This window comes from Chryseobacterium geocarposphaerae, from assembly GCF_002797535.1.
GTDB lineage: Bacteria > Bacteroidota > Bacteroidia > Flavobacteriales > Weeksellaceae > Chryseobacterium > Chryseobacterium geocarposphaerae.
Map to the genome: position 1 here is coordinate 626,408 of NZ_PGFD01000001.1, position 22,845 is coordinate 649,252.

A 22,845-nucleotide genomic window follows, 5' to 3' on the forward strand; every position below is an offset into this window, starting at 1 on the left:
AAAAAAAACAAAATAGGGTCACGATTTATATGTCCTATTTCGTGTCCCATTCAAGAAATTACAAAAATGGGCCACAAAAAATCAAGGAAGACCCGACCAATAAATAGGCTGTCTAATGATTGTACATCTTGCAAAAAGTGTTAACAAAAAGTAATTTGTTAACATATTATAGTTTTTATTCGGAATTATTTTTTTAATAAGCTATAAAACTTTATCGTTTTTAATTTTAAACATCGTAATCTGCTGTTTTCTATCAGATGTTTTGATTTGTAGAAAATTAATAAATCATGAATAGGTTCTTAGAATTACTACAATATCTATGTCTTTATAGGTTGTTCATAGAATTTAGAGTGTTAAACTTTCTATTTTAATTCTTTAAAAGCTGTTAAGTACAAATTATTTTGTATTGAAATTGAATTATTTGGATTTGTTCTTTTTATTCAAACTTGTAATATTCTATTGATATAAATATTTATTGATATATTATTTATATCAATATTTTATTTTTTTTGAATATTTGATAAATGTATTTTTTTCACATAAAAAGGATTTATGTTTATTTTTTTACGTTTGTTTTGGTTAAAATGCAAAATATACTTTAAAATGAATTATATTTGTGAAATTTTTTAATCAAAATCGCTTATTGGTATTGTTTTTGACAAATGTTGTTTGTTTAAAATTATTTTCTATTTTATGATTTTTATATATTTTAATATCATAATCTGTTTATGAAATAATCAACATATTATCAATATGCAAACGAATAAGATAATTATGAAAAAATATTATAATTATTGGAGTATGTGATTAAATAAATTAATTAAAACATGAAAATATTAAAAATACTATATAAATAGAGGTGTAAATATTTATACTCTTTCAAGTTTCTATTAATTTAAACACAATTTTATGAAGTACACAGGTACATTAATTCTTACTTTTCTAATGTTCATGAAAATGTTTTCTCAAGTGGGAATTAATACAGCGACACCTAAATCTACGTTAGATGTGAACGGAGATTTAGCATTAAGAAAAGCACTAAGTGTGGGAGGAACGGATGTTGTAAATGGTGATAAAGGCAGTGTGGATCAGGTTTTAGTTTCGAAGGGAGCCGGACAGCCTCCGGTTTGGAGATATGCAAATATTCCTTTTATGGAAAATTCTCAGTATAAGTTAATAAATACTTATCTGAAAACAGATCAAACAGGTATTACAACTTTGTCAAATAGCGTAGCTGCTTCTTCTCCTGTAACGAGTAATCTGAATGAAGATTTTGATCCGGCAAAATGGGCTAAAATAACTGGCTTGAGTATTCCGGTGGAAATTAAGGCATCTCAGAATAAGATAACGTATCAGGTGCAGTCAGGGGTTGAATTAGTAAATAAAGTAGCAGGTGCGGGTTCTTCTGTAGATTTTATTTGCGGTATTTTTAAGAATGATAAGCTTGTTGCATTAAGACCTGATGGTATTGCAGCAATTGATACTGCACCAACGCAGAGTATTTTCACATTAAATTATACAGAGGAAAATGTTCCCATAGGTAATTATACAGTGGATGTTGCTTGTAGAAAGATTTCTTCCTCGGATGTAACCAACAATTATTTTAGAATTGGTGTTAATATTCCTACTTATGGTCCCACGCCAATTTTGACTAATAATTCCTCAAATGCTTTTAGCTTGAGATCTTTACTTAAAATCGATATTGCAGAACTTGTTACCTATACCAATTAGAATCATGAAAAAGACATTAATATTTTCAATTACTCTGATCTCAACTTTATTATGTGCACAAGGCAATGTCGGGGTGGCTACAACGAATCCTAGAAACAATCTCGATGTAAATGGAGACATCAATATAGGGAAAAAATTATTTTTAGATAATGGTACGGGTACACTTGTTCCCGGGAGTGTAGGACAGGTTTTGGTTTCTAGAGGACCGAATACTTCACCAACATGGAAAACATTCAGAATTCCGGAATATTTAACGAATAAGTATTATCTTATCTTTAATGATTCTTTTAGGGATTTAAATACTTCAAATGCAACAAATCAGGGACCTTCTGGAAAAACCGGTCAGGGAATTACATTCACGAATGCAGAAACAGCAACGGCTGTAGTCCCCGCAACAGATTTTGCTCAGGATACGCCACTTACATCTTTAACGGTGGCTGGGAAAAATTTTAAGACAATACCAGGTTTGTCTCAAAATTTTACGGTTAATAGTACGCAAAATAGTACTTATCTGCTCTTCGAAACTGTAGTACAGCAAAATAATACAGCAGGGGACGGATCTAATATTAAATTTGCATGTGGTATTTTTGTAGATGGGTTACTAAAAAGTATAAGAATCAATAAGGTTACCGCGAGTCCTAATGCGAGTACATTTATAACTCATACTCAGATTGGAGGTGTTGAAAATCTTACAACGGGTACCCATTCAGTGAGTGTTGCTTGTTCAAGGCTAACGAATCCTGTATCAGGATTAACTTTGGGTATTGGAGTTCCGGCAACCACATCTATAAGCAATTTAAATAATTTCATGACACAATCTTCTCTGAAAGTTGATGTTTATGAAATCCCACAGAATTTTTCACCAATAGTAAATCCATAAAAATGAAAAATATTTATATAATAGGAGTTTTCTTTGCTGCCATCTGTAATGGTCAAGTAGGTATTAATACCAATACTCCTGCAAAAACCCTTGATGTAAATGGTACATTAAATGTTAGAAAAGAAATTCGAACAGGAGGAACTCCTACTACGACGGGTGCTGAAGGAACTACAGGGCAGATATTTTCTGTAGCGGGTCCAACATCGGATACCTGGAAAACTTTTCAAATAGCCAATGGTACGGGAAGTCTTTCATTATATTATTTGAATACGGTAAAGGATAATGTCGGAATAGAATTTACCGAGTCTGGAAGTACAGGAATTTATACTATGGATGCTCCATATTCTGCTACTGATTGGTCTTACATACCTGGTATAACAGATAGTTTTGTAGTTACCCGTACAGATAATAAATCTAAGGCAATATTATCTTTTCAGACTACTGTTCAGATCGCCAGACGTACAGGTTTGTCCTGGACAACAGGTTCGGCAAGTTATGCATGTGGTATTTTCGTAGAAAAGGATGGTGCTCCCGGGGTTTTAAAAGCTGTACGAAATGATGTTGTCCGTGGTGTTCCGGGGAGTTATCGGATTTATAATTTAAATGTCACTTTGGATGCTTTGGCTGCCGGTTCATATGTTGTAAAAGCTGCCTGTACGAATAGAAATTTAGGCTCAGGAAGTAATGAAGCTAATTTAGGAATAGGAAGGGCTGTTGATACATCCAATTTGAATAGTGCGATGTCACAGTCTACATTAACAACTTCTATGCTTCAGACTTACTAGTTTTCGTTTATAATATTGTAAAGAAAACATATAAAATTTAAACCTGAAAATTAATCATTTTCAGGTTTTTTATTAGTGTAAAATAGCTCCAAATGATCTCTCAACAAAAAAAGTGACTGTCTAAGAAGACAATCACTTTCTACGAAAAAAATTAATTTGATGAAAAGAAATTAATAGCCTGGATTTTGGGTGAATTCCTTGGAAACGTCAAGAGTTGCCTGCGGAATAGGGAATATTCTTCTGTAGGGCTGAGTCGCAGGTTTTGCTGTTCCTGCAAGGTCAAATTTCCCGAATCTGATCATCGCTTTCCTTCTGTACATTTCCCAATACAGCTCATAGCCTGATTCTTTAAATAATGTATTGGCATCCAATGAAGTAAGCGCAACACCTGGTGTGTTATTCTTTAAAGCATCATTGGTTCTGCTTGTTCTTAATTTGTTCACGTCTGCCAAAGCTGCAGTTACATTCCCGCTTCTGAAATAGGCTTCTGCTCTCATCATATAGATGGTTCCTAATCTGTACAAGGGTACATCCATTCCGCTGGTTCCGTTGTTTCCGTAACCAGGATCAAATTCAAACTTGAAGTTTCTTACCCCTCTGTTGATCTGAGCCTGTGTAAATACTGCTTCCGCAGGATTATCAAAATTAAGTTCAGGTGTGAAATCGGCAGCAAGGGTTGTATTTTTTTCTGTGAATAATTTATAAACTTTAATTCTTCCGTCAGCAGTCATATCAAAATTACCATTGGCAAGAATTTTCGGGCCATATTGTTGACCAACCTGTAATCCTCTGTTGAAATGAAACCACGGTTTTCCTGTTCCTTCCACTTTACTTGTTGATGGTACACTTACATCGGTTCCATCATTTCTAAACCAGGTTCCGTCTTCATACTGATAGGTTCTCTGAAAACGGGGGTCATCATGATTTCCGTTCCATGAATAATAGAATTCGGGAGTAATGCAGGAAGCGTTTGTTCCTCTGTTATCCGGTGATGGTTTCTGAATTCTTTCCATCGACATATAGGCAAGGTCATTGTCCGCATTTCTAAGTGAATTTTTCTTCTGAACAATCGTGAAAATCAATTCTTTGCTATTGTCATTATTAATATCAAAATTGTGGAAATAATTGGATTCTAAGCTGAAAAGCCCTCCGTTAATCAGTAGATTGGAATATTGAATAACTTTATCCATATCTGTTCCGCCTCCATTAATTGCCTGCTCCGTAAAATTAAACGTAGCCGCTGTCTTATTTTTTAGAACGGCTCTGTTCAGGTACATATCTGCCAGTAAAGCATATGCTGCCTGTTTGGTAAATCTTCCGGCATGGGTATTTTGGGTTTTAATATCCGCTAAATTGGGAATAAGCCCTTCAACTTCGGTAATTAAAGCATCAATCGTAGTTTCTGCTTTCTTAATTTCGATAGGTGCATTCAGATTATCTGGATCCCTGTAAGGAGCCTGTCCGAACAAATCGATCGTTGTGTAGGTATAGTAAGCTAACAAACCTTTTGCTTCGGCTAAGAATAAAGCTTTATTACTGATATTGCTTTGGTTGATGCTTCCGATAGCGGTTAAAGATTTGGTAATCCCTAATGTCAGTTGATTGAACGTTGTTTTTACCACATCGTTATTAGGATCCCAGGTAAATTCGTGCATTGCTCTCCATTTTCCTCCATCTCCCCAGTCGCTTCCTCTGGTAGGTAAGATAGCTTCATCTGTAGAGTATTCCTGTAAGGCGAATACACTTCCGTGATCTACAAAAGTTCCGTCACCAAGCTGTCCGTAAGCGGCAGCCAAAGAAGCTTCAGGATCTGCAGCTACGGAACTCGGAACTTCGTCAAGCAGCTTTTCATCCAAATTGGTACATCCTATTAATGATATTACCGCTACCGATAAAACTATTTTATTAATATTTAAAAATGTTGATTTCATGATTTCTTACTTAAAATTTAACAGTGGCTCCTAAAATGAAAGTTTTTGCAGAGGGGTATGTTGTGTAATCAATTCCCAATGACTGGTTTCCTTCTACCTGTTTACTGGTATCGACAAGCGGATCATAACCTGTATAGCTTGTAATTGTTAGTAAGTTCTGCGCACTTACATAAAGATTAATACTCTTTAAAAACTTCAGTTGGTTGATATCAAAAGTATAGCCTAGTCTTACGTTGTTCAGACGGATAAAGTCTGATTTTTCAAGATACAAAGAAGACAATTGCGGCTGATTGGTAAAACTTGCTCCAGAATCGTAGAAGTTTTTCAAAACGTTTCGGTCTGAAGCCAGATTGTTGATATTTAAGTCCAACGCTGTGTTATTGACCAGGTACCCTCCTGTTTGTCCGATAAAAGAGAAGGAAAAATCAAATTTCTTGTACTTCATATAAGAATTGATCCCGAAAGTAAATTTTGGAATGGGCCCCTCAAAGATCTTTTTGTCTTTTTGGCCAATCGTTCCGTCGCCGTCTACATCTTCATAAATATATTTACCGTTGGCATCAATTCCTAAATAATGATACATATAAAAAGATCCCGCCTGGTAACCGTTTTTATATACATTGGCGGTAACCCCGGAAAGTCCCGGTCCCGATACTGATCCTGAATAAATTTCTGAAACAGGAAGCCCTGTAATTTTATTATTTACTGTAGCTCCGTTTACATCAAGGTTCCAGGTGAAGTTTTCATTTTTAATAATTTCGTAACCTAAAGAGAATTCAATACCTTTATTTTTAATTGTTCCGTCAGAATTTCTCCAGATCATAGGAGTTGGGCTTAATACTGGAGATGGAATACGCAGAATCGCGTCTTTTGTTGATTTATTATAATATTCAAGAGACCCGTATAATTTATTTTTCAGCAAGCTGAAATCCAATCCTATGTTCGATTGTTCTACCGTTTCCCATTTCAGATCCGGATAGGCTGTTCTGTTAATCAAAACCCCATTGATAAGATTCAAATTATCATATAAATAATATCCTGCAGAGGCTGCCAATGAATAACTTGGTTTTGTGATCTTGTTCTGCACCTCCTGGTTCCCGGTTTGTCCCCAACTTGCTCTTAATTTTAATTCATTAATGACCGGATTTCCTTTCAGGAAGTTCTCATTGGAAATCGTCCAGCCTACAGCAACTGAAGGGAAATATCCGTATTTATTGTTGTCTCCAAAACGGGTAGAGCCATCTGCTCTTAAAGAAGCCGTTAAGAAATATTTCTTGTCAAAGTTGTAGTTTACCCTTCCGAAATAGGACTGTAATTCATTCTCCTGATCTGTCCCAGGCTGTGGAATAAAAACATCTCCGGAATATCCGGGATTAATTTCAGGTGGAATTCCAGCTCCCTGAGCCAAGAAGTTTCTTACTCCCCAATATGTAGCTGTTGCTTTAAATTTCTGATAGGAAAAACCTGCTAACCAATTGAAATTATGTCTGCCTAAGCTGAAATCGTAAGTCAGATAATGTTCTAAAAGAATATTGTAGGCATCCAGATTGGCCTGGGAATAGATTCCTTTTGGGCTTCTGTCAGTAATATTCGGGAACATGGTTGTATTTCTTTCCGATAAACTCCTGTCGATCCCTAAATTGAATTTATAATTTAATCCCGGTATAATTCTCAGTGTAGCTTCTGTATTTCCTAAAACTCGGAAGGTGTTGGTTTTATCCTGATATACACTCAATAAATACAAAGGATTGTAATGAGCGTTCATATTGAAATTGGTATAGTTTCCGTTTTCATCGTATACTGAACGGGTAGGATTAGCCATTAAAGCGTGGATAATCAACTGTCCATCAGATCCTGCAGTTCCTCCATTCGGAATTCCTGTTTCTCTGATATCACTCGCGGTAAGGTTTACTTTAACTTTTAATCGTTTATCATCAAGGAAAGATTCTTCTGCATTGATACGGGCTGTGGTTCTTTTGAAACTGCTGTTCAGCACAATACCGTCCTGGTCCATATGAGAAAGCGATGCAAAATAGCTTCCCGTATCTGTGGCTTTTGAAAACGAGACCGAATGATTGGAAGAAACGGCATTTCTGTAGATTTCATCCTGCCAGTCTGTATTTCCGCCGTGATCGTAAGACTTGTCTATTCCTGCTGCTCTGTATTCATCTGCTGTTAACAGATCTAATTTTTTGATCACGGAAGAAAAACCTAAATAGGTATCATATGTAAATAAAGGTTCTCCTTTTTTTCCTCTTTTAGTCGTCACCAAAACAACCCCATTCGAACCTCTTGCTCCATAGATTGCGGCAGCAGAAGCGTCTTTCAAAACAGTGATTGATTCAATGTCACTGGTATTTAAAAAATTCAGTGGATTCTTTGCGGCGGTATTTCCCAACCCGAAATCAGGGCTTGATGCGCTTACCGGATCATTATTCAATGGAACGCCGTCTACAACGAACAGAGGAGTACTCCCGCTTCGGATGGAACCGATACCTCTGATGGAAACATTCACCCCAGCTCCCGGTTCACCGCTTGTCTGTACAATACGTACACCCGCTACTTTTCCCTGCATCAAATTATCCACGGAAATATTCATTCCTTCTTTGAAATTCGCTGCTTTTAATTGGCTGATTGCTCCTGTCACATCAGATTTTTTCTGAGAACCATATCCTACCAAGGTAACCTCTTCAATGGAAGTTGCCCCTTTTTTAGATTTCAGACTCACAGAAACTGAGCTTCCTGAAATTTTCAGGATCTGTGTCGTATATCCTTCATAAGAAATAGATAAGGCCTGCCCGATATTGGCAGAAATCGTAAAGTTCCCTGATGCATCGGTAGTAGCAGTCTCTCCGGTTTCTACGACAGTAATTTTCGCGCCTTCTATGGCAGAACCTTCCTGGTCTTTTACGCTTCCGGTGATAGGTTCCTTAACCTGAAAAGAAATGGGAGAGTGTTTAGAAAATCCTTCTGCATGAGCCTGGTTGGCAACCAGGAAAATCAATGCAATCGGAATTAGCTTTTTAAATTTAAAAAAATTAATCTTGTGGTACATATCATTAAGTAAAGTAATTGTTACTATTGCTAGCTTAATAAAAAGCCGCTGTTGTTCCCGCAACAGCGGTATTTTTTTCTCATCTTTCGTGTTTATTTTTCAGATGCAAAGTAAAAACGTTTAACCCAAATCTATTTTAACATAACATTATCATAAAATCAATAAAATATAAATCTCTCTTTTTGAGAAAATGAAATACACTTCATTATCAGGTACTTATAAATACAGGATTTTTGATATTCATATAATCTTAAAAAACACTTAATATACTGTACAACAAAGCTGAATAAAGACTTCCTAATTTCGCGATTACAAAAAATTGAAGTCATGAAAAAGGCAATATTCTTAGGTTTGTATGTTTCTTCATTAAACCTTTTTTGGGCGCAGTATCAGAATCTGAACAACTTAAAGATTAATGAGATTCAGGTAATTGGTTCGCACAATTCTTATAAGAAGGCCATTCTTCCGGAGGTTTACGAATACCTGTCTAAAAAGGATTCACTGAATTTTCTTCCGAGGATTCAATACGAACATATCCCGGTTCCTCAACAGCTGGATCTGGGATTAAGAAATCTTGAAATAGATGTATATGCAGACAGTAAAGGAGGTAAATATGCTCATCCGAAGATTTTAGATCTGGTAAAGACCAGTCAGCCTTTTGATCCGGAAGGAAAAATGAAAAAGCCGGGATATAAAATGATCCATATTACCGACATTGATTATCAGACACATTATTATACGCTGGAAGACTGCCTGAAAGATTTGAAAAAATGGTCTGATGCGCATCCTGATCACGATCCGGTTTTTGTTACGTTGGAACCTAAAGACGGAAAAGCCAACCAGTTCGGAACAGAACCGGAACATTATACTTCAAAATTATTTAACGATCTTGACAATGAATTAAAAAACTACCTGGGTAAAAATAAAATCATCACACCGGATGATATCAGGGGAAATTATACAACATTGAATGAAGCGGTTTTACACAAAAACTGGCCGAAAGTAAAAGATGCTAAGGGAAAATTCCTTTTTGTACTGGATAACAACAGTGAGAATAGAGATTTGTACATGAAAAGTCATCCGTCTTTAAAAGGAAGAATGGTCTTTACCAATTCCACTCCGGGAACTCCTGAGTCCGCTGTTGTGTTCATGAATGATCCAGGTCCGGAGATTGCGGATTTAGTAAAACAAGGATATATTATCCGAACCAGAGCTGATGCGGATACGATGGAAGCGAGGAGAGAAGATTATTCAAGATTCGAAAAAGCAAAAAAGAGCGGAGCACAGATCATCACAACCGATTATTATCAGCCGAGCAAATTATTCAAGTCAAACTATAAAATTAGTTTTGATAATAATACCTATGAAAGGAAAAATCCTTTAAACTGATAAAGAACATTTTTTACTTTTAGATTTACAATAGAAAAGGCTGTTAATTTGTTGACAGTCTTTTCGTTTTTATAATCAATAGTCGAAAAAGTAAAGGGTGAAAAATTAAAGTTTGCGGATCTTCTGTTTTTTTAAATCTATTTCAAAATGATCTGCCGGATCTCCGTGGGAAAGTAACTTTATGATTTTAAAAACAGATTGTAATTGTAATAGGAAAGGGTCCTGTAATTGGTTTTGCTGATACAGCTTTTCCAAGATCTCATATTGCTGTAATCTTTCTTTTGGAATATCTTTTTTTGCCAGTTCATCAGCCGACTGAAATTTATAGAGGTCTAATATAAGATCTTCAAAAGTCCATGTTCTGTAGGTTGTTGAGCGGATGTTCCTTTCTTTTAATTGATTTTGATCAAGAATTAACAATAACAGGTCTTCTCCGGTCAGGTGTTGGGCTTTTTCAATAAAATCTTTCGGCCAGTCATCGGGAATCATCCTGAGTCGGACCAGTTCTCTCAGATGGAACAGCATAAAATCGTGATAGGATTTTGACTTCAGGATATCCCTGTTCCAGATGATTTTATTTTTGTCTTTTTCTAAGGTTTTGTATTCCTTTTCGTATAAAGGAAATAACATATCAAAATTTGGAACCTCATTTAAAACTTCTGTTCGCACTTCCATCAGATCAGGAGATTGTATAGTGAGCACTTTATAAGCAGGAAGATAAGCGGCCAGTGAAGGAACCTGGATATTCACCAGTATTTTGTTATCTTTTTTTCTGATCCCTGTATCGTTGATGTGCATATGTCCTGCAAAATGAATCTGCAAACCGTTTTCAGCAAAAACTTCCGCGACTTCTTCTTCGGGCACCCTTTCCAGCTGCCATTTTTTTTCGCCTAATAATTTTTTGATTTCGTTAGTTGCCCCGTCATTAAAATCGATCATCGGGTAATGGGTGAAAGCAATCACTGTTTTTCCATTAGCTTTTGCTTCCTGCATAACCTTTTTTATCCACTTGATTAGATGTTTTTTATGAGTCAAAACATTGTTGTAACCGATACTTGCTCCTTTATAATTAGAAGGAATATCGGGATTTTCTTTTACATTTTTCGGGATATAGGTATTTCCGTCAATTGCCACCATCCAGATTCCTTTTACAGGTTCAACAACATAACTCATATCGGGAACGGAAAATCCTTTTGAAACTTCGTACATCCTTTGTGAATAATCCGCACTCTGTAAAGCTTTTTCGTAAGAATAATTTTTAACCGATTGAAACCCGAAAGGCGTACTCCAGAAGAGATTTTCTTTTTTGGGATAAAAACCAAAATCTCTTAATTCATGCAAAATTTCTATATAACCGGATTCTGCGATGTCTTTGGTAATGATTGTATTCTTTACCTTCCCCATATTTTCCTTACTGTAAATTCCTAAAGGATTTCCGTCTTCTCCGAGAAAGTCATCCTTTCCGGCATCCTGGCGAAACGGACCTACAGGATCGTGGTTTCCTGTAGTGAGGTAAAAATCGATTCCGTATTGCTTATGATATTGTTCTAAAATCTTGTGTAATCCCCGAAGGTTATAGGCCTGTCCATCATCCGAAAAATCACCCGGCATGGCTACAATTTTAATTCCTTTTAAGGCAATATCATCCAACGCCTTTAAAAAAGCAAAATAATTTTCATTGAAAATTCTTGTTGAATGTAGCTGAGAGTCCATGGTTCTCAAAATAGTAGGTTTTCCAGTTTTCGGATTGAGAATTCCTTTGAAATCCTGATCTGAAAAGCTTCCATATAGATCCTGAAAATGGACATCTGAAAGAAAAGCGATCTGCACAGACTTTTGCTGTGCCGGTAATAGCGAAAATATAAAAAACAAAAACGGTAGAATTCCTTTGTTCATCTTAAAAAGAAAACAAAATTAAAAGAAGATTGCGTGTTCTTTTTTAATTAAATTTTAAATAATTGTAAAGGTTTTGACCTTACCGGTAATCAGAAAATATTTTTATTTTTGAAAAAATCACTTTAATGAATAAAATAAAAATAACGATTCCTATAATACTGCTGGTGTTCAGCACTTATGTTGTTCTTCATGCAGTAGGGGCTTCTGTTTTTCACCCAGACAGTACGGTGCGATCAATTGGTGATATTGATTTGATCCGTGCGGAATACAAAAAAATCAATGCGCTTAAGTTAAGAGCTCTGCAATTTAAATATGAGAACCTAGAGTGTGTGGATGAAGGGGAGACTACGTATTATTTACAAGATGATAAAGTGCGGAAAATTGTAGAAAAGTTCATTAAAGGAGATGGACATACCTTAACAGAATACTATTTTAAGGATCATAAATTTATTTTTGCTTTAGAGATCGTAATTGGAGGTCCTGCAATAGGCCCGGAAACTAAAACCGAATACCGCTATTATGTGAAGAATGATAAAGCGTTGCGACAGATGGAAGGGAGAAAAATTGTGGTACCTGACACCAAATTTACGGAGGTGCTTACGAATGCTTATAAGCTTCTAAAGGCCAGAAATGCGAAGAACTTTAATGAAGTAATATGTAATTTTGAATGACATACCGAAGTTGCTTACTTATTACTCAAGAGAAATTTATAGAATATTGTAAAAAGCAGGAAGATTTTCTTCCTGCTTTTTATTGATTACGGAACCAGAACAGCTCTTCCTTTTATTTTTCCGTTTCTCATACGGTCGTAAACCTCATTAGCCTGATCCAGTTTATACTTTTCAATTTCTATATGGATCTTCTTCTGACGGGCCAGTCCCACAACTTCCATCAGTTCCACTCTGGAACCCCAATAAGGATTGGTCATACTTACGCCAAATGGTAAACCCGACATGCTGTATTGATAATGTCCGCCGCCTAATCCTACAATGGTAAGATCTCCGTCCAGACTCACGATTTTGGTTCCAAGCTCAATAGTAGAAGTGGCTCCTACGAAATCGATGACTACTTTGGCTTTTTTGATGCCGGTAATCTTTTGGATCTGTTCAGCAGCATTTTCATCCTTGGAATTGATCGTGTAGGCAGCTCCTAGCTCTTTTGCAAAAGCAAGCTTTTCTTCTGTAACATCACATGCAATAATAGTACTTGCACTAATTTCTCTTAAGATCTGTATGGCAACATGTCCTAAACCACCAACACCGATTACAACAACAAACTCATCAGGAGTTAATTTCGAGATTGATCTTTTAATGGCTGAATAAGGAGTAAGAGCGGCATCGGTAAACGGAGCTGCAATTACCGGATCTAAATCAAAAATAGGAACCAACAAGCGGGAAGAGGGGACAAGCATATATTCTGCCATGCCTCCATCAAGTCCTAAACCTCCTCCATAGGCCATCTCAGACTGATGATCACAATAGTTTTCTTTAGACTGCTGACAAGGTTTACAATGTCCACATCCCCAAGGTCCATATACCAAAACGGCATCTCCCTTTTTGTAATCTTTTACATCAGATCCCCACTTCCTCTATCCAGCCTGCATTCTCATGTCCTAATGTAAATACGGAGTCTCCTACGGTACCTTCATCAATAATATGGAGATCGGAATGACAAACTCCTGCGCCTCCGATTTTTAATAAAACTTCATCTCCTTTAGGAACAGGTTTTTCCATGTCGTTTATAACACGGACATCCTTATGACCAAAAAAACGTACTGCTTTCATAAGCTTAATTTTAGAGTTTATATACTTTAAAATTAAGGAATATTCAACAGACAGAAATTATAAAATAATATAAAAAATGACAAAGCTTCATAAATATTAACGTAATAAATCGATACTTGTTTTTTTCGTGTCCCAAAATATAAAACGAACAGGATTCAATTCTAGAATATAATTTTAATGTATGGATTTTAAGATATTTGTATTTTTTTTAAAAAAAATATCCTTTTTCATGAAAATGAATGTTTAAAATTTTTACTTAAACTAATAAATTAGCTAATTTTGTGTTTTTTTAATTTTTAAAATAAAATACAATAACTATGAAATTTTTAATTACTGTAAATTTGTTTTTTTTGACAGTAATATGCATATCTGCACAAAATCTGGAAAATTATAATCTTATTTATTCAAAAACCTTCCTTGAAACTTCCCAAAAAGATTTTAATAAAGCATTAAGCATAGCGGATTCATTATTTTCAATTTCTGAAACACCAACTTTGAAAGCAAGAAGCTTAATGTTATCAGCTTCTTTATACAAACAATCTGGCGAGATAAAAAATGCAGTGGATTATGCATTAAAAGCCGAAAGTATTATAAATGGAAATGATGATGTTTGGTTAGCCAAAATCGATGGCTTTCTTGCTTCTCAATATCGTTCCTTAGGACTCCTTAATAAGTCTTTAACGTATGCCAATAAAACAATTGACGTCATTAAAAGAATTAATAATCCTGTTATTGAAAAACAGCTGATGGGCTTTGTATTACAGGAAAAGGCTTACTATGAATACGGGGTTGCCAATTATCAAAAATCTATTGCTGCAATTAGAAAGTCTCAAAGTTATTTCGATAAAAATACCCAACAGAATTATGATTTCCTAACAGCAAATAACGAACAGTTATTGGGGCTCAATTATACGGGGTTAAAAGACTATGACAAGGCACTTTTTTATTATAATAAAGCACTGCAGAAACTTAATGGAATGCCGGATAATTTCCTCAAAGCATTGGTTTATAATGGGTTTGCTCAAGTTTATATGGGTAAGAAAGATTTAGTAAAAGCAAAAGAAAATCTGGATCTTGCCGAAAAAATTTCAGAAACGTCACAATATCTTGACCTTAAAAATGAAATTTATAAAACCTCAAAAAAATACTATCTTTTGAAAGAGGACTTTAAAAAATTGTCGGAAGTGACCATGAAAAATGATTCTGTGTCAGAAAGGATTGAGAATAATTCTAAATCTTTTATCAATGATTCATACAATAATCTTGAAAAGAAAAATAGGGAAGTAGAAAAAACAGCCGAATCCAAAAATTCGCTGATTTTTATTATTGGAGGCTTACTGATTGTAATGGTTGTTTATTTTATAATGTATAGAAAATACCAAAAAAGAAAAATTGATAAAATTAACCAAGTAATAAAGGATTTAGAGATAAATGCAAAGTCTTTTGATCCGGATTATGTAACCAGTAAGAACGAAGATGAAGATCATATAGATGAAAATGATCATGTAGTTGTAACTGAAATAAAGGATGAGAATTCATTAATGACAGAAGCGACTGAGATGATGATTTTAAAAAAGCTTGAGAAATTTGAAAAATCAAAACAATTTATCCGCAATGGAATTTCTTTACCTTTCCTGGCGTCATACTGTAATACAAATACAAAATACTTATCTTACATTATTAACAGGGAAAAGAAAAAAGATTTTAATAATTACATTAATGAATTGAGAGTGCTTTTCATTATTGAAAAAGTAAAAAATGACCCTGTATATCGTAAGTTCAAAATTGCAACCTTAGCTGAAGAAGCAGGTTTTTCTTCCCAAAGTAAATTTTCAACAGCTTTTAAGAAAGTAACAGATGTTTCTCCTTCCGAGTTTTTCCGGCATTTTTTACAATCTATTACTGAAAATTCAGAAATAATGAATGAATGAAATACTGAATTAATGAATGAAAAGAGAGATATTTCGCTCAAATATTTATAAATAAAAATAATCCTTAAAATCTTTGTAATTGGTTGTTTTGTAGTGTTTTATTTTTGTTTTTTATTCACCCTTTTTCAGGAATTCGTAATTACTATTATTCGTTTTAAGGAGGTAATCCATTTTATTTTTGCACTGGAAAATTCTGAAAGTACTTGCTTTTATTTTCCGGTTTAATTCTTAAACATTTTAATGAGCCTCTTTTCATTTTTGGATAAGCTTTTTTTAAGTTGAAGTAGCTATTAGAAAATTGCTATGAAGGATCGGAGATATTATATTGGATTAATGACAACGAATATAAATACGATATTGAATGAATAATTACGGTTTTTTATCTAGATTATTAAAGCTATTTTTTCTAATACTCATATCTTCTACAGTACAGGCTCAATACTGTGTGTCGGGTTGTAATCCCAATACTTTTGTAAACAGTGCCGATCCAAATACGATAGAATATGACAACTTGATTTCTGTTTTTCATGCTTCTTTGGCGAAAGAAAAGGACGGATCTTTTAAGGTTTGGGGGCAAGTCAGTAATAGTAATGGAACTTCAGATTTATTAAGCCCGACATTAATAGCACCAAGCAATGGATTTAATTATATAGGAACCCCGCTAAGAGTGGCAGCTGGAAGTGTCAGTAACACAGGACACCAGTTTGCTTTATTAACCACAGACGGGCTGTATGTTTGGGGGACAACAAATACTTTGGTAAGCTCAACAATTAAGACTACATCGGCTTTCGGAAAAATCACTATAAATGGTAAGACTGACGGTTTACCAGCAGGAGTAAATCCTTCAGATGTAAAAATGATGTTTGGGTCTTATCGTACTTTGGCTATTGTTACCTGTAGCGGAGATGCATGGGTATTATCATTTAACGGATCAAAAAATGGTGATGGGACAGCAGAGGGTACAACAAACAATGTGATTTGGCATCGTGTAAAGACCTCGTTGGCAGGAAATCCTAACCTTGACAATGTTGTTGCAATGAGAGGGACACCGAATGCGCTTTTTGCTTTAACTTCGGACGGAAAACTCTATACCTGGGGTACCGGGACCTATATTAACAGCGGAGCCGCAGCAACCAGAAATTATGCTACAGAAGTTTCTGCACCTATAGGGGCTACCCCAAAAATGATAGGGATGACACAAGGTGGTGCATCACTCTTGCAGACATATTATCTTTTAGCTACCGATGGTAAACTCTACGCTATGGGGGATAACAGCAATAAACAGCTGGGGGATGGAAGTACAAATACAAGTACAGTCTGGAATGAAGTGACAGCGGTTTCAGGAAGCAATACGTTAGGTGGAAATATCGTTTGGATTTCTCCTAATGAACACTCCAACTATGCTAATTCTGCTACTATTAACGTGTTAACCAACAATAACAAGCAATGGGCTTGGGGGGCTAATAGTGGAAATATGATCGGACAGCCTACAGCATCTGCTTTTTATGATCCTATCTACATGCCGGGGAATAGCACTGCAGCTGATGGTCTCAGCCTTACCGATGAAGTAATTGCCGTAGAAACAGGAGGGCATACTACAATTAACGTTAAAAAATGTTCCCAGAACTTCGGATACGTAGGGCATAGAACTAATGGAAGTATGGGAGATGGAACTGCTACTAACAGTAATCCAACATCTTTTACGTATTCAACATCGGTATTGATTGTTTGTGGAACAGACTTAGGACCTAAATCAAAAGATTTAAAAATTTGCTCGGGAACTACAGCGAATTTAAATAACGCAAACTTGGAGATAAATTCTTCTGAAGTGGAATGGCATGCAACAAATGATGCCAATAGCCCGGTGATAACTAATGTTACTGCAATGGGACCCGGTACGTATTATGCTTTCTTTACTGTGGCTTCAGGTAAATGTAGATTAGTAGGTACTATAGTAACAATTTCGTACTATCTTCCAACCGATCCTGGGAATCCATGTGCGTGTTATAATCCTGGAACCATTTCAGGTACAGCACCTGATACTAAATTGGGAATCACCCTGCTAAAACGTGCCGGTACCAACTCTCCGGATAATTGGCCTATGGTAAGGAAATCTGGACATATTGCATTAGAGTCCAATACCAAGGGATTTGTAATCACAAGAATGTCTTCCACAGAAATTTCATCAATACCTGCTCCTCAGGAAGGAATGATGGTTTATGACAAAACTGCCAAATGCCTAAAAATATATTCAGACGGTGTATGGTCGTGTTTTTCTAACCCGGCTTGTCCATAATAATTATAATTAATAAATCAACCACTGTCATCTTATTTAAAAATATGATGATGGACATGATATTGACTTAAAAATATAAAAAAAATGAAGAAGATATTTTCCATTGTGGCTATTGCTTTATCTGCATGTGCATTTTCACAGGTTATTTTTGGGGATGCAATAGGTACCGCATCAAATAAGCAGTCTGTTCTTGTAGATTTTGCTGCTGGACAAAATAAAGGAATTATTATACCATATGTGAGAACTGTTCCTTCAGGAGCAGGTTTAGCAGAAGGTACTATTATATTGGATGCATCTGATCAGACAAAAGCTAAAGTTAAATTTTATAACGGAGTGATAAGTGCAGATTCTCCTGAAGGATGGGCGGACTTGAGTAACGGGCATGGCGCAGATATAAATGCAATAATGACTGCACAGCCGGTGTTGGCAGAAGATACCGGTGCAAAGGTAATCATCGGTAGTAATAGTTCCACAGCCGATGGCGTTTTGGTTTTGGAGTCGGATACGAAAGCAATGATTCTTCCTATGGTACAGGATACCAATGATATTTTAAATCCTGCCCCAGGTATGATGGTGTATATAAATAAAACAGGAGCTAAAAGGCTGGCTGTGTATAATGGAGAAGGGTGGACCTATTGGAAACCCTAGTATGATTCTAAAAAACAAATGAAATGGGTTATGGTTATGGGAAGATGGATAAGGTTATCTTTTCCCATGGCCATTCTTATTGTATGAATGTTTTAATGATAGTGTCATGAATCGGTTGAAATAGAATCTTGACAAAGTTGATATATTGTACTATTATACTAAAGTAAAAAGATTAAAATGATAAAGATTAAGCGAAAGTTTTGCTATTTGATAGGAAAAACAAAAGAGAATATCATTTCAAATTTTGGAAAGAATTATGTTGAATCGGATAATATACTCTATTATACAATCAATAGGACCTGGTTTACGAAAGGGGTAACATTATCAATAAAATTTGACCAGCACGATAAAGTCAAATCAGTGTCTACAATGAAAAACAACTATACATTAATATGGCATAGTGTTTTTGACAGATAAATTTATTTCACAATTCAAAAGTGTTTTTGGGTAATTAGTACGTTCAAAAGTAGTCTTTTGGTGCAGAATGCTTGATTAAGTATTTCATGTTTGGTTTGTGTAGCCTCTCTTTTGGAGAGGTTTTTGTTTTCTTATATTTAGTTCAATAAATACAAAACTTCCCCGAAGGGAAGTTAAAAAACACAAATGATGAAAAAAAATCCCATACTAATGAGATATTGCTAAGATAAATAATTTAATTTAATTTGTAATGGCCCAATTGAGTTTATTTGATGCTAAAGAATTTTATGAGTTTCCAAAGGATCTTTTGGATTACAGAGAGAATTTTCTCACCAGGGAAGAAGCCGATCTGCTTAAAAACAAATTATTAGATACTGTTCCCTGGGAACAATGCACTCAAAAGATGTATGATAAGATGGTGCTGACTCCACGGCTAACGGCTTGGTATGGTGACTCACAATATAATGAATCTGAAGAAAATAAACAGCCAGCAAATCCATGGACGCCTGAGCTGCTTTCTTTAAAAGAAAGGATTGAAAAAGAATTTGGCTATCGGTTTAATGGAGTTTTATTAAACCTATATAGAGACAATAATGATTCAGTAGCATGGCATAGAGACAAAGAAAGCCGCTACGGAAAACGGCCTGTCATCGCATCGATCAGCCTTGGCCAGACCAGAAATTTTGATTTCAGGAAAAAAGATCATCACCAGAGTAAATACAGCTTACCACTTCCACATGGTTCATTGCTTATTATGAAAGGCGATTTGCAAGAACATTGGGAACATAGAATTGCTAAGTCAACTATTTCGATGAAGGAGAGAATCAATTTGACATTCAGGTTAATTAATGAATTATAATATAGAGAGGTATAGTTCATTATAGTCTTACAGATTTCGGGAAAAGTTTCGTACCGATTTTAGAAGCAATATAAAATTTTTTGTGCATTTGTAGCTGGTTATTTCATTATTTAAAATTATTAATTTCCTATTTTTGTCTACTATGACTTCAAAATTAGCACATTACAGGCGTAATAAAGGATTAAGCCAGCAACAACTCGCAGATGTTTCCGGCGTGAGTGCAAGAACGATACAGCGAATCGAAAGCGGAAAGGTTGAAGCTCATCCCGCAACGTTAAAGATGCTTGCGGACTCACTCGAAATAGGAACTGAAGAACTAATGGTAAACGATCAGTTACCAAAATCTCTGGAGATCAAAAATGAAGATAAAATAAAACCGTTTTTTCATATATTAGCTCTGATCGGTCTTTTTCTTCCTGTTTTCAATATAATTCTTCCCGGACTTCTTTGGTTTTTTAAAAAAGATGAAGACCAGGCTTACGACCTTGAAGGGAAGTTGGTAATTAATTTTCAGATCACAATGTCGCTTCTCCTTGTACCGTCTGTTGTATTAATGGTCTTTGTATTTTCCGTTGGATTTCCGTTGGTGATGATCATCTATTTTTATGCTCTTGTCATTTGTGCTATCAATATTTTCAGGAGCATCAATAAAAAAGACAGCTTCTATCCTTTAACCTATCGATTTTTGAGATAAACCCCTTAAAAGCCTTTTCCAGAGCCAAATGGCGTAAACTTGTCGTGAAAGAGACCTGATACATTATAGCAATTTGCCGTTAAATTTGTCACAAATATTTCTCTCATGAAAAAACTCTTCGCCCTCTTATTCTTAATCTGGATATTGCCTTTAGTTGCTCAAAAAAATATCAAGATCAGACATCTTAACGGAAAAACAATCGATTCTCAAATTCTTCAGCAGCGGTTGTCACGTTTAGTCGATAGTGCTAAAATTGCCGGTTTGCAGATAGCCATTGTCAACCACAATAAAGTGATCTATTCATCTAGTTTCGGATATAAGGATATTGAAAACAAACAGAAGCTGAATGACAATACAGTAATGTACGCAGCCTCACTAACCAAGCCTGTGAGTGCATACATTTTTATGCGTCTGGTTGAGAAAGGAATATTCAGTCTCGACCAGCCTGTTTACAAATACTTGAAAAAACCGATAGGAGAGTATGCGAAATGGAAAGATCTGGCAGAAGATCCTGAATCTTTCAATCTAATCACACCCCGAATGCTCTTAAGTCATAGTTCAGGGCTTCCGGTTCTTCGGCAATTGTATGATAACAAAGTCAATCTCATCGCCAAGCCGGGCGAAAAGTTCTATTATTCCAATGAAGGGATTAACCTTTTGGGATTTATTATAGAGGAATATACGGGAAAAAAGCTTGAGGATATTGCACGGGAAGAAGTATTTGGACCTTTGAAGATGAGCCATACAGACATGATCTGGCAAAATAAATTTGAAAATAATTTCTCCAATGCCTATTTCAAAGATGGAAAAAAATACGGTTCGGAAAGAAGAGAAAGCAGCAGAGCAGCAGGTTCAATGTCCACCACAGCGAATGATTACGCAAATTTTATGATCAACCTGATGAAAAAGAAAGGTCTATCTGGTAAAGCTTATATTGAGATGCTAAAGCCGCAGATCATGGTGAAGAGTGAGAGAGGGTTTGGTCCTTTGAAAGACTGTATCACCAATGAGAATGATGCTATTAATCTTGCCTGGGGATTAGGAGTGGGATTGTTCAGCTCGCCTTTTGGTAAGGCTTTTTTCCATACAGGACACGGTGAAGCCAATCAGAATTACGCTGTGGCATTTCCGGAAACTGGAACAGCTGTTATCATCCTCAGCAACAGTGAGAATTTTGAAAAGAATAATGCACAGATCTTAAAGCTTTGTATAGGAGATACTTATTCACCATTGAAATGGTTGGGGCATCTGGATAAAGCTTCGGAATAGAAATAATAATTTTTTATTGTGTAACCGCCTGCCGTTGATGAGAATGATTCATCAGCGGTTTTATTATTCAGATAGAATATAATTTTATGGGATTCAGACCATACGTATTTTGTGATCCAAATATTTGTTTTTTTGAAATAATTTTACTTTTTTTGTTTAATTGCTGTATTGAAATTGGGGTTTATTGGTTTATTTATATGATAAATTAAATAAATGCCATTAAAAATAAAAGGGTGTTTCTGTAGAATGGTAAAAATGATGTGGTGGGATTGAGTGGATTTTTTTGTAATCATCCTATTAAAAAAACTATGCATGAAGAATTGATGATCAATGATCAGGTTCATATTTCATCAGATGCTTGGGCAATTTCGTAAGTAGGCTTCGTTTTCTTACAATTTTTATAAGACTCAGGAGATTAATATTGCTAATTAACTAATGATTAAACATGATGAAGATTGTATCTTTAGAACATCCAAGCAAACTTTTATTTGTTGAATCACTGGATTATAATAATCCGTATGATTTTACGAAAATACACAAGCATGATTATTTTGAGATCCTTTTTATTCAAAAAGGAGGTGGTTCTCAATTAATAGATGATCAAAGGTTTAAACTCGAAGATCTTTCTATATTTATGATACAGCCCGGGCAGGTTCACTTGCTTAACAGGGATCTTGCTGAAGGGAAGATTGTTCAGTTTGGGAAAGATATATTTGCCCATATGTTTCCTTTAGAATTTCATCATCTTTTATTTAAGCAGCCTAAAGTTGAGATTTCGGAGACGGATTTTTTTCATTTGTATTCTTTGATAGAGCATATGGATAAAATAATTAAGGAGGAAGGAGCATCCAGCATGGCTATTTTCAAATCTTACAGCTATCTCCAAATTATTCTGATACACTTGATCGAAAAGCATAATGTAACCCAAACAAAGAACACGAAGCTTGCTGCCCGTTTTCTGGAGCTGCTGAGTGTGCACATAAAAGATAAAAGAAATGTTGTGGATTATGCCAATATGCTGTATGTAAGCGTTGATACATTAAACTATCATTGTAAACTGAATTTTGGGAAGACTCCGTTGAACCTGATTAATGAAGAAGTCGTTAAAGAAACAAAAAGACTGATGTTGCTGGGTACGCATTCTATTGTAGAAATAGGATATGAATTAAACTTTAACAGTCCGTCTAATTTCAGTTCTTTTATTAAGAAAAATACCGGAAAAACACCTAAGCAGCTTAATATAGATATTAAAAGCATTATCTGAATAATATTTCAGGGAA

17 protein-coding genes are annotated in these 22,845 nt (G+C 35.3%); 12 read left to right on the forward strand and 5 right to left on the reverse strand.

What is annotated here, in order from left to right:
- Positions 1-909: 909 nt before the first annotated feature.
- Genes CLV73_RS02725 through CLV73_RS02735 form a run of 3 tightly spaced genes read left to right on the forward strand, consistent with a single transcriptional unit; the run spans position 910 to position 3,396 of the window.
- Positions 910-1,731, forward strand: coding sequence for a hypothetical protein (locus tag CLV73_RS02725; RefSeq protein ID WP_157798706.1), 822 nt, complete (start codon positions 910-912; stop codon positions 1,729-1,731).
- Positions 1,732-1,735: 4 nt separating this feature from the next.
- Positions 1,736-2,611 carry a hypothetical protein gene (locus tag CLV73_RS02730; RefSeq protein ID WP_100375348.1) on the forward strand — a complete coding sequence of 292 codons (876 nt, stop codon included), beginning with the start codon at positions 1,736-1,738 and terminating at the stop codon, positions 2,609-2,611.
- A gap of 2 nt (positions 2,612-2,613) precedes the next feature.
- Positions 2,614-3,396 (forward strand): hypothetical protein, encoded by a 783-nt coding sequence (locus tag CLV73_RS02735; RefSeq protein ID WP_100375349.1) that lies wholly within the window; start codon positions 2,614-2,616, stop codon positions 3,394-3,396.
- Between the two features lie 170 nt (positions 3,397-3,566).
- Here CLV73_RS02735 and CLV73_RS02740 read toward each other — a convergent pair whose 3' ends face one another.
- Together CLV73_RS02740 and CLV73_RS02745 are read right to left on the reverse strand one after the other, a co-directional pair.
- A complete protein-coding gene (locus tag CLV73_RS02740; protein WP_100375350.1) occupies positions 3,567-5,327 on the reverse strand; it encodes a RagB/SusD family nutrient uptake outer membrane protein in 1,761 nt (586 codons plus the stop codon).
- A 10-nt stretch (positions 5,328-5,337) separates the two neighbouring features.
- Complete coding sequence (locus tag CLV73_RS02745) at positions 5,338-8,382, reverse strand: SusC/RagA family TonB-linked outer membrane protein (RefSeq protein WP_100375351.1); 3,045 nt, start codon at positions 8,380-8,382, stop codon at positions 5,338-5,340.
- Positions 8,383-8,709: 327 nt separating this feature from the next.
- Here CLV73_RS02745 and CLV73_RS02750 point away from each other — a divergent pair, with 327 nt between their 5' ends.
- Positions 8,710-9,771, forward strand: a complete 1,062-nt coding sequence (locus tag CLV73_RS02750) for a phosphatidylinositol-specific phospholipase C1-like protein (protein ID WP_100375352.1) — start codon at positions 8,710-8,712, stop codon at positions 9,769-9,771.
- Positions 9,772-9,876: 105 nt separating this feature from the next.
- On the opposite strand, the gene CLV73_RS02755 is transcribed toward CLV73_RS02750, so the two are convergent.
- Entirely contained in the window at positions 9,877-11,667 is a 1,791-nt protein-coding gene (locus CLV73_RS02755; RefSeq protein ID WP_100375353.1) for a metallophosphoesterase family protein, read from the reverse strand.
- Positions 11,668-11,831: 164 nt separating this feature from the next.
- Between CLV73_RS02755 and CLV73_RS02760 the strand changes: the two genes are divergently transcribed.
- A complete protein-coding gene (locus tag CLV73_RS02760; protein WP_157798707.1) occupies positions 11,832-12,338 on the forward strand; it encodes a hypothetical protein in 507 nt (168 codons plus the stop codon).
- Between the two features lie 86 nt (positions 12,339-12,424).
- On the opposite strand, the gene CLV73_RS19070 is transcribed toward CLV73_RS02760, so the two are convergent.
- Positions 12,425-13,207, reverse strand: a complete 783-nt coding sequence (locus tag CLV73_RS19070) for a zinc-binding dehydrogenase (protein WP_262496319.1) — start codon at positions 13,205-13,207, stop codon at positions 12,425-12,427.
- A gap of 31 nt (positions 13,208-13,238) precedes the next feature.
- On the reverse strand, positions 13,239-13,451 hold the full coding sequence (locus CLV73_RS19140) for an alcohol dehydrogenase catalytic domain-containing protein (RefSeq protein ID WP_262496320.1): 213 nt from the start codon (positions 13,449-13,451) through the stop codon (positions 13,239-13,241).
- A 350-nt stretch (positions 13,452-13,801) separates the two neighbouring features.
- Here CLV73_RS19140 and CLV73_RS02770 point away from each other — a divergent pair, with 350 nt between their 5' ends.
- From CLV73_RS02770 to CLV73_RS02800, 7 genes are all read left to right on the forward strand, one after another.
- Positions 13,802-15,382, forward strand: a complete 1,581-nt coding sequence (locus CLV73_RS02770; RefSeq protein ID WP_228424187.1) for a helix-turn-helix domain-containing protein — start codon at positions 13,802-13,804, stop codon at positions 15,380-15,382.
- Positions 15,383-15,743: 361 nt separating this feature from the next.
- The gene (locus CLV73_RS02775; RefSeq protein WP_157798708.1) at positions 15,744-17,678 is read left to right on the forward strand and encodes an RCC1 domain-containing protein; all 1,935 of its coding nucleotides are present in this window, start codon (positions 15,744-15,746) and stop codon (positions 17,676-17,678) included.
- Positions 17,679-17,762: 84 nt separating this feature from the next.
- Entirely contained in the window at positions 17,763-18,326 is a 564-nt protein-coding gene (locus CLV73_RS02780) for a hypothetical protein (RefSeq protein WP_100375357.1), read from the forward strand.
- 667 nt (positions 18,327-18,993) lie between these two features.
- Complete coding sequence (locus CLV73_RS02785; RefSeq protein ID WP_100375358.1) at positions 18,994-19,602, forward strand: alpha-ketoglutarate-dependent dioxygenase AlkB family protein; 609 nt, start codon at positions 18,994-18,996, stop codon at positions 19,600-19,602.
- A gap of 142 nt (positions 19,603-19,744) precedes the next feature.
- Positions 19,745-20,296, forward strand: a complete 552-nt coding sequence (locus CLV73_RS02790) for a helix-turn-helix domain-containing protein (protein WP_100375359.1) — start codon at positions 19,745-19,747, stop codon at positions 20,294-20,296.
- A gap of 105 nt (positions 20,297-20,401) precedes the next feature.
- A complete protein-coding gene (locus tag CLV73_RS02795) occupies positions 20,402-21,565 on the forward strand; it encodes a serine hydrolase domain-containing protein (RefSeq protein ID WP_100375360.1) in 1,164 nt (387 codons plus the stop codon).
- A 445-nt stretch (positions 21,566-22,010) separates the two neighbouring features.
- Positions 22,011-22,829, forward strand: a complete 819-nt coding sequence (locus CLV73_RS02800) for a helix-turn-helix domain-containing protein (protein ID WP_100375361.1) — start codon at positions 22,011-22,013, stop codon at positions 22,827-22,829.
- Positions 22,830-22,845 lie beyond the last annotated feature (16 nt).

Bases quoted from the DNA above. Each gene is read 5' to 3' on its own strand.
- CLV73_RS02735 (WP_100375349.1), top strand. From the start codon at position 2,614: ATGAAAAATATTTATATAATAGGAGTTTTCTTTGCTGCCATCTGTAAT.
- CLV73_RS02785 (WP_100375358.1), top strand. From the start codon at position 18,994: ATGGCCCAATTGAGTTTATTTGATGCTAAAGAATTTTATGAGTTTCCA.
- CLV73_RS02795 (WP_100375360.1), top strand. From the start codon at position 20,402: ATGAAAAAACTCTTCGCCCTCTTATTCTTAATCTGGATATTGCCTTTA.
- CLV73_RS02775 (WP_157798708.1), top strand. From the start codon at position 15,744: ATGAATAATTACGGTTTTTTATCTAGATTATTAAAGCTATTTTTTCTA.
- CLV73_RS02740 (WP_100375350.1), bottom strand. From the start codon at position 5,327: ATGAAATCAACATTTTTAAATATTAATAAAATAGTTTTATCGGTAGCG.
- CLV73_RS02730 (WP_100375348.1), top strand. From the start codon at position 1,736: ATGAAAAAGACATTAATATTTTCAATTACTCTGATCTCAACTTTATTA.
- CLV73_RS02790 (WP_100375359.1), top strand. From the start codon at position 19,745: ATGACTTCAAAATTAGCACATTACAGGCGTAATAAAGGATTAAGCCAG.
- CLV73_RS02780 (WP_100375357.1), top strand. From the start codon at position 17,763: ATGAAGAAGATATTTTCCATTGTGGCTATTGCTTTATCTGCATGTGCA.
- CLV73_RS02800 (WP_100375361.1), top strand. From the start codon at position 22,011: ATGATGAAGATTGTATCTTTAGAACATCCAAGCAAACTTTTATTTGTT.
- CLV73_RS02750 (WP_100375352.1), top strand. From the start codon at position 8,710: ATGAAAAAGGCAATATTCTTAGGTTTGTATGTTTCTTCATTAAACCTT.
- CLV73_RS19140 (WP_262496320.1), bottom strand. From the start codon at position 13,451: ATGAAAGCAGTACGTTTTTTTGGTCATAAGGATGTCCGTGTTATAAAC.
- CLV73_RS02725 (WP_157798706.1), top strand. From the start codon at position 910: ATGAAGTACACAGGTACATTAATTCTTACTTTTCTAATGTTCATGAAA.
- CLV73_RS02745 (WP_100375351.1), bottom strand. From the start codon at position 8,382: ATGTACCACAAGATTAATTTTTTTAAATTTAAAAAGCTAATTCCGATT.
- CLV73_RS02755 (WP_100375353.1), bottom strand. From the start codon at position 11,667: ATGAACAAAGGAATTCTACCGTTTTTGTTTTTTATATTTTCGCTATTA.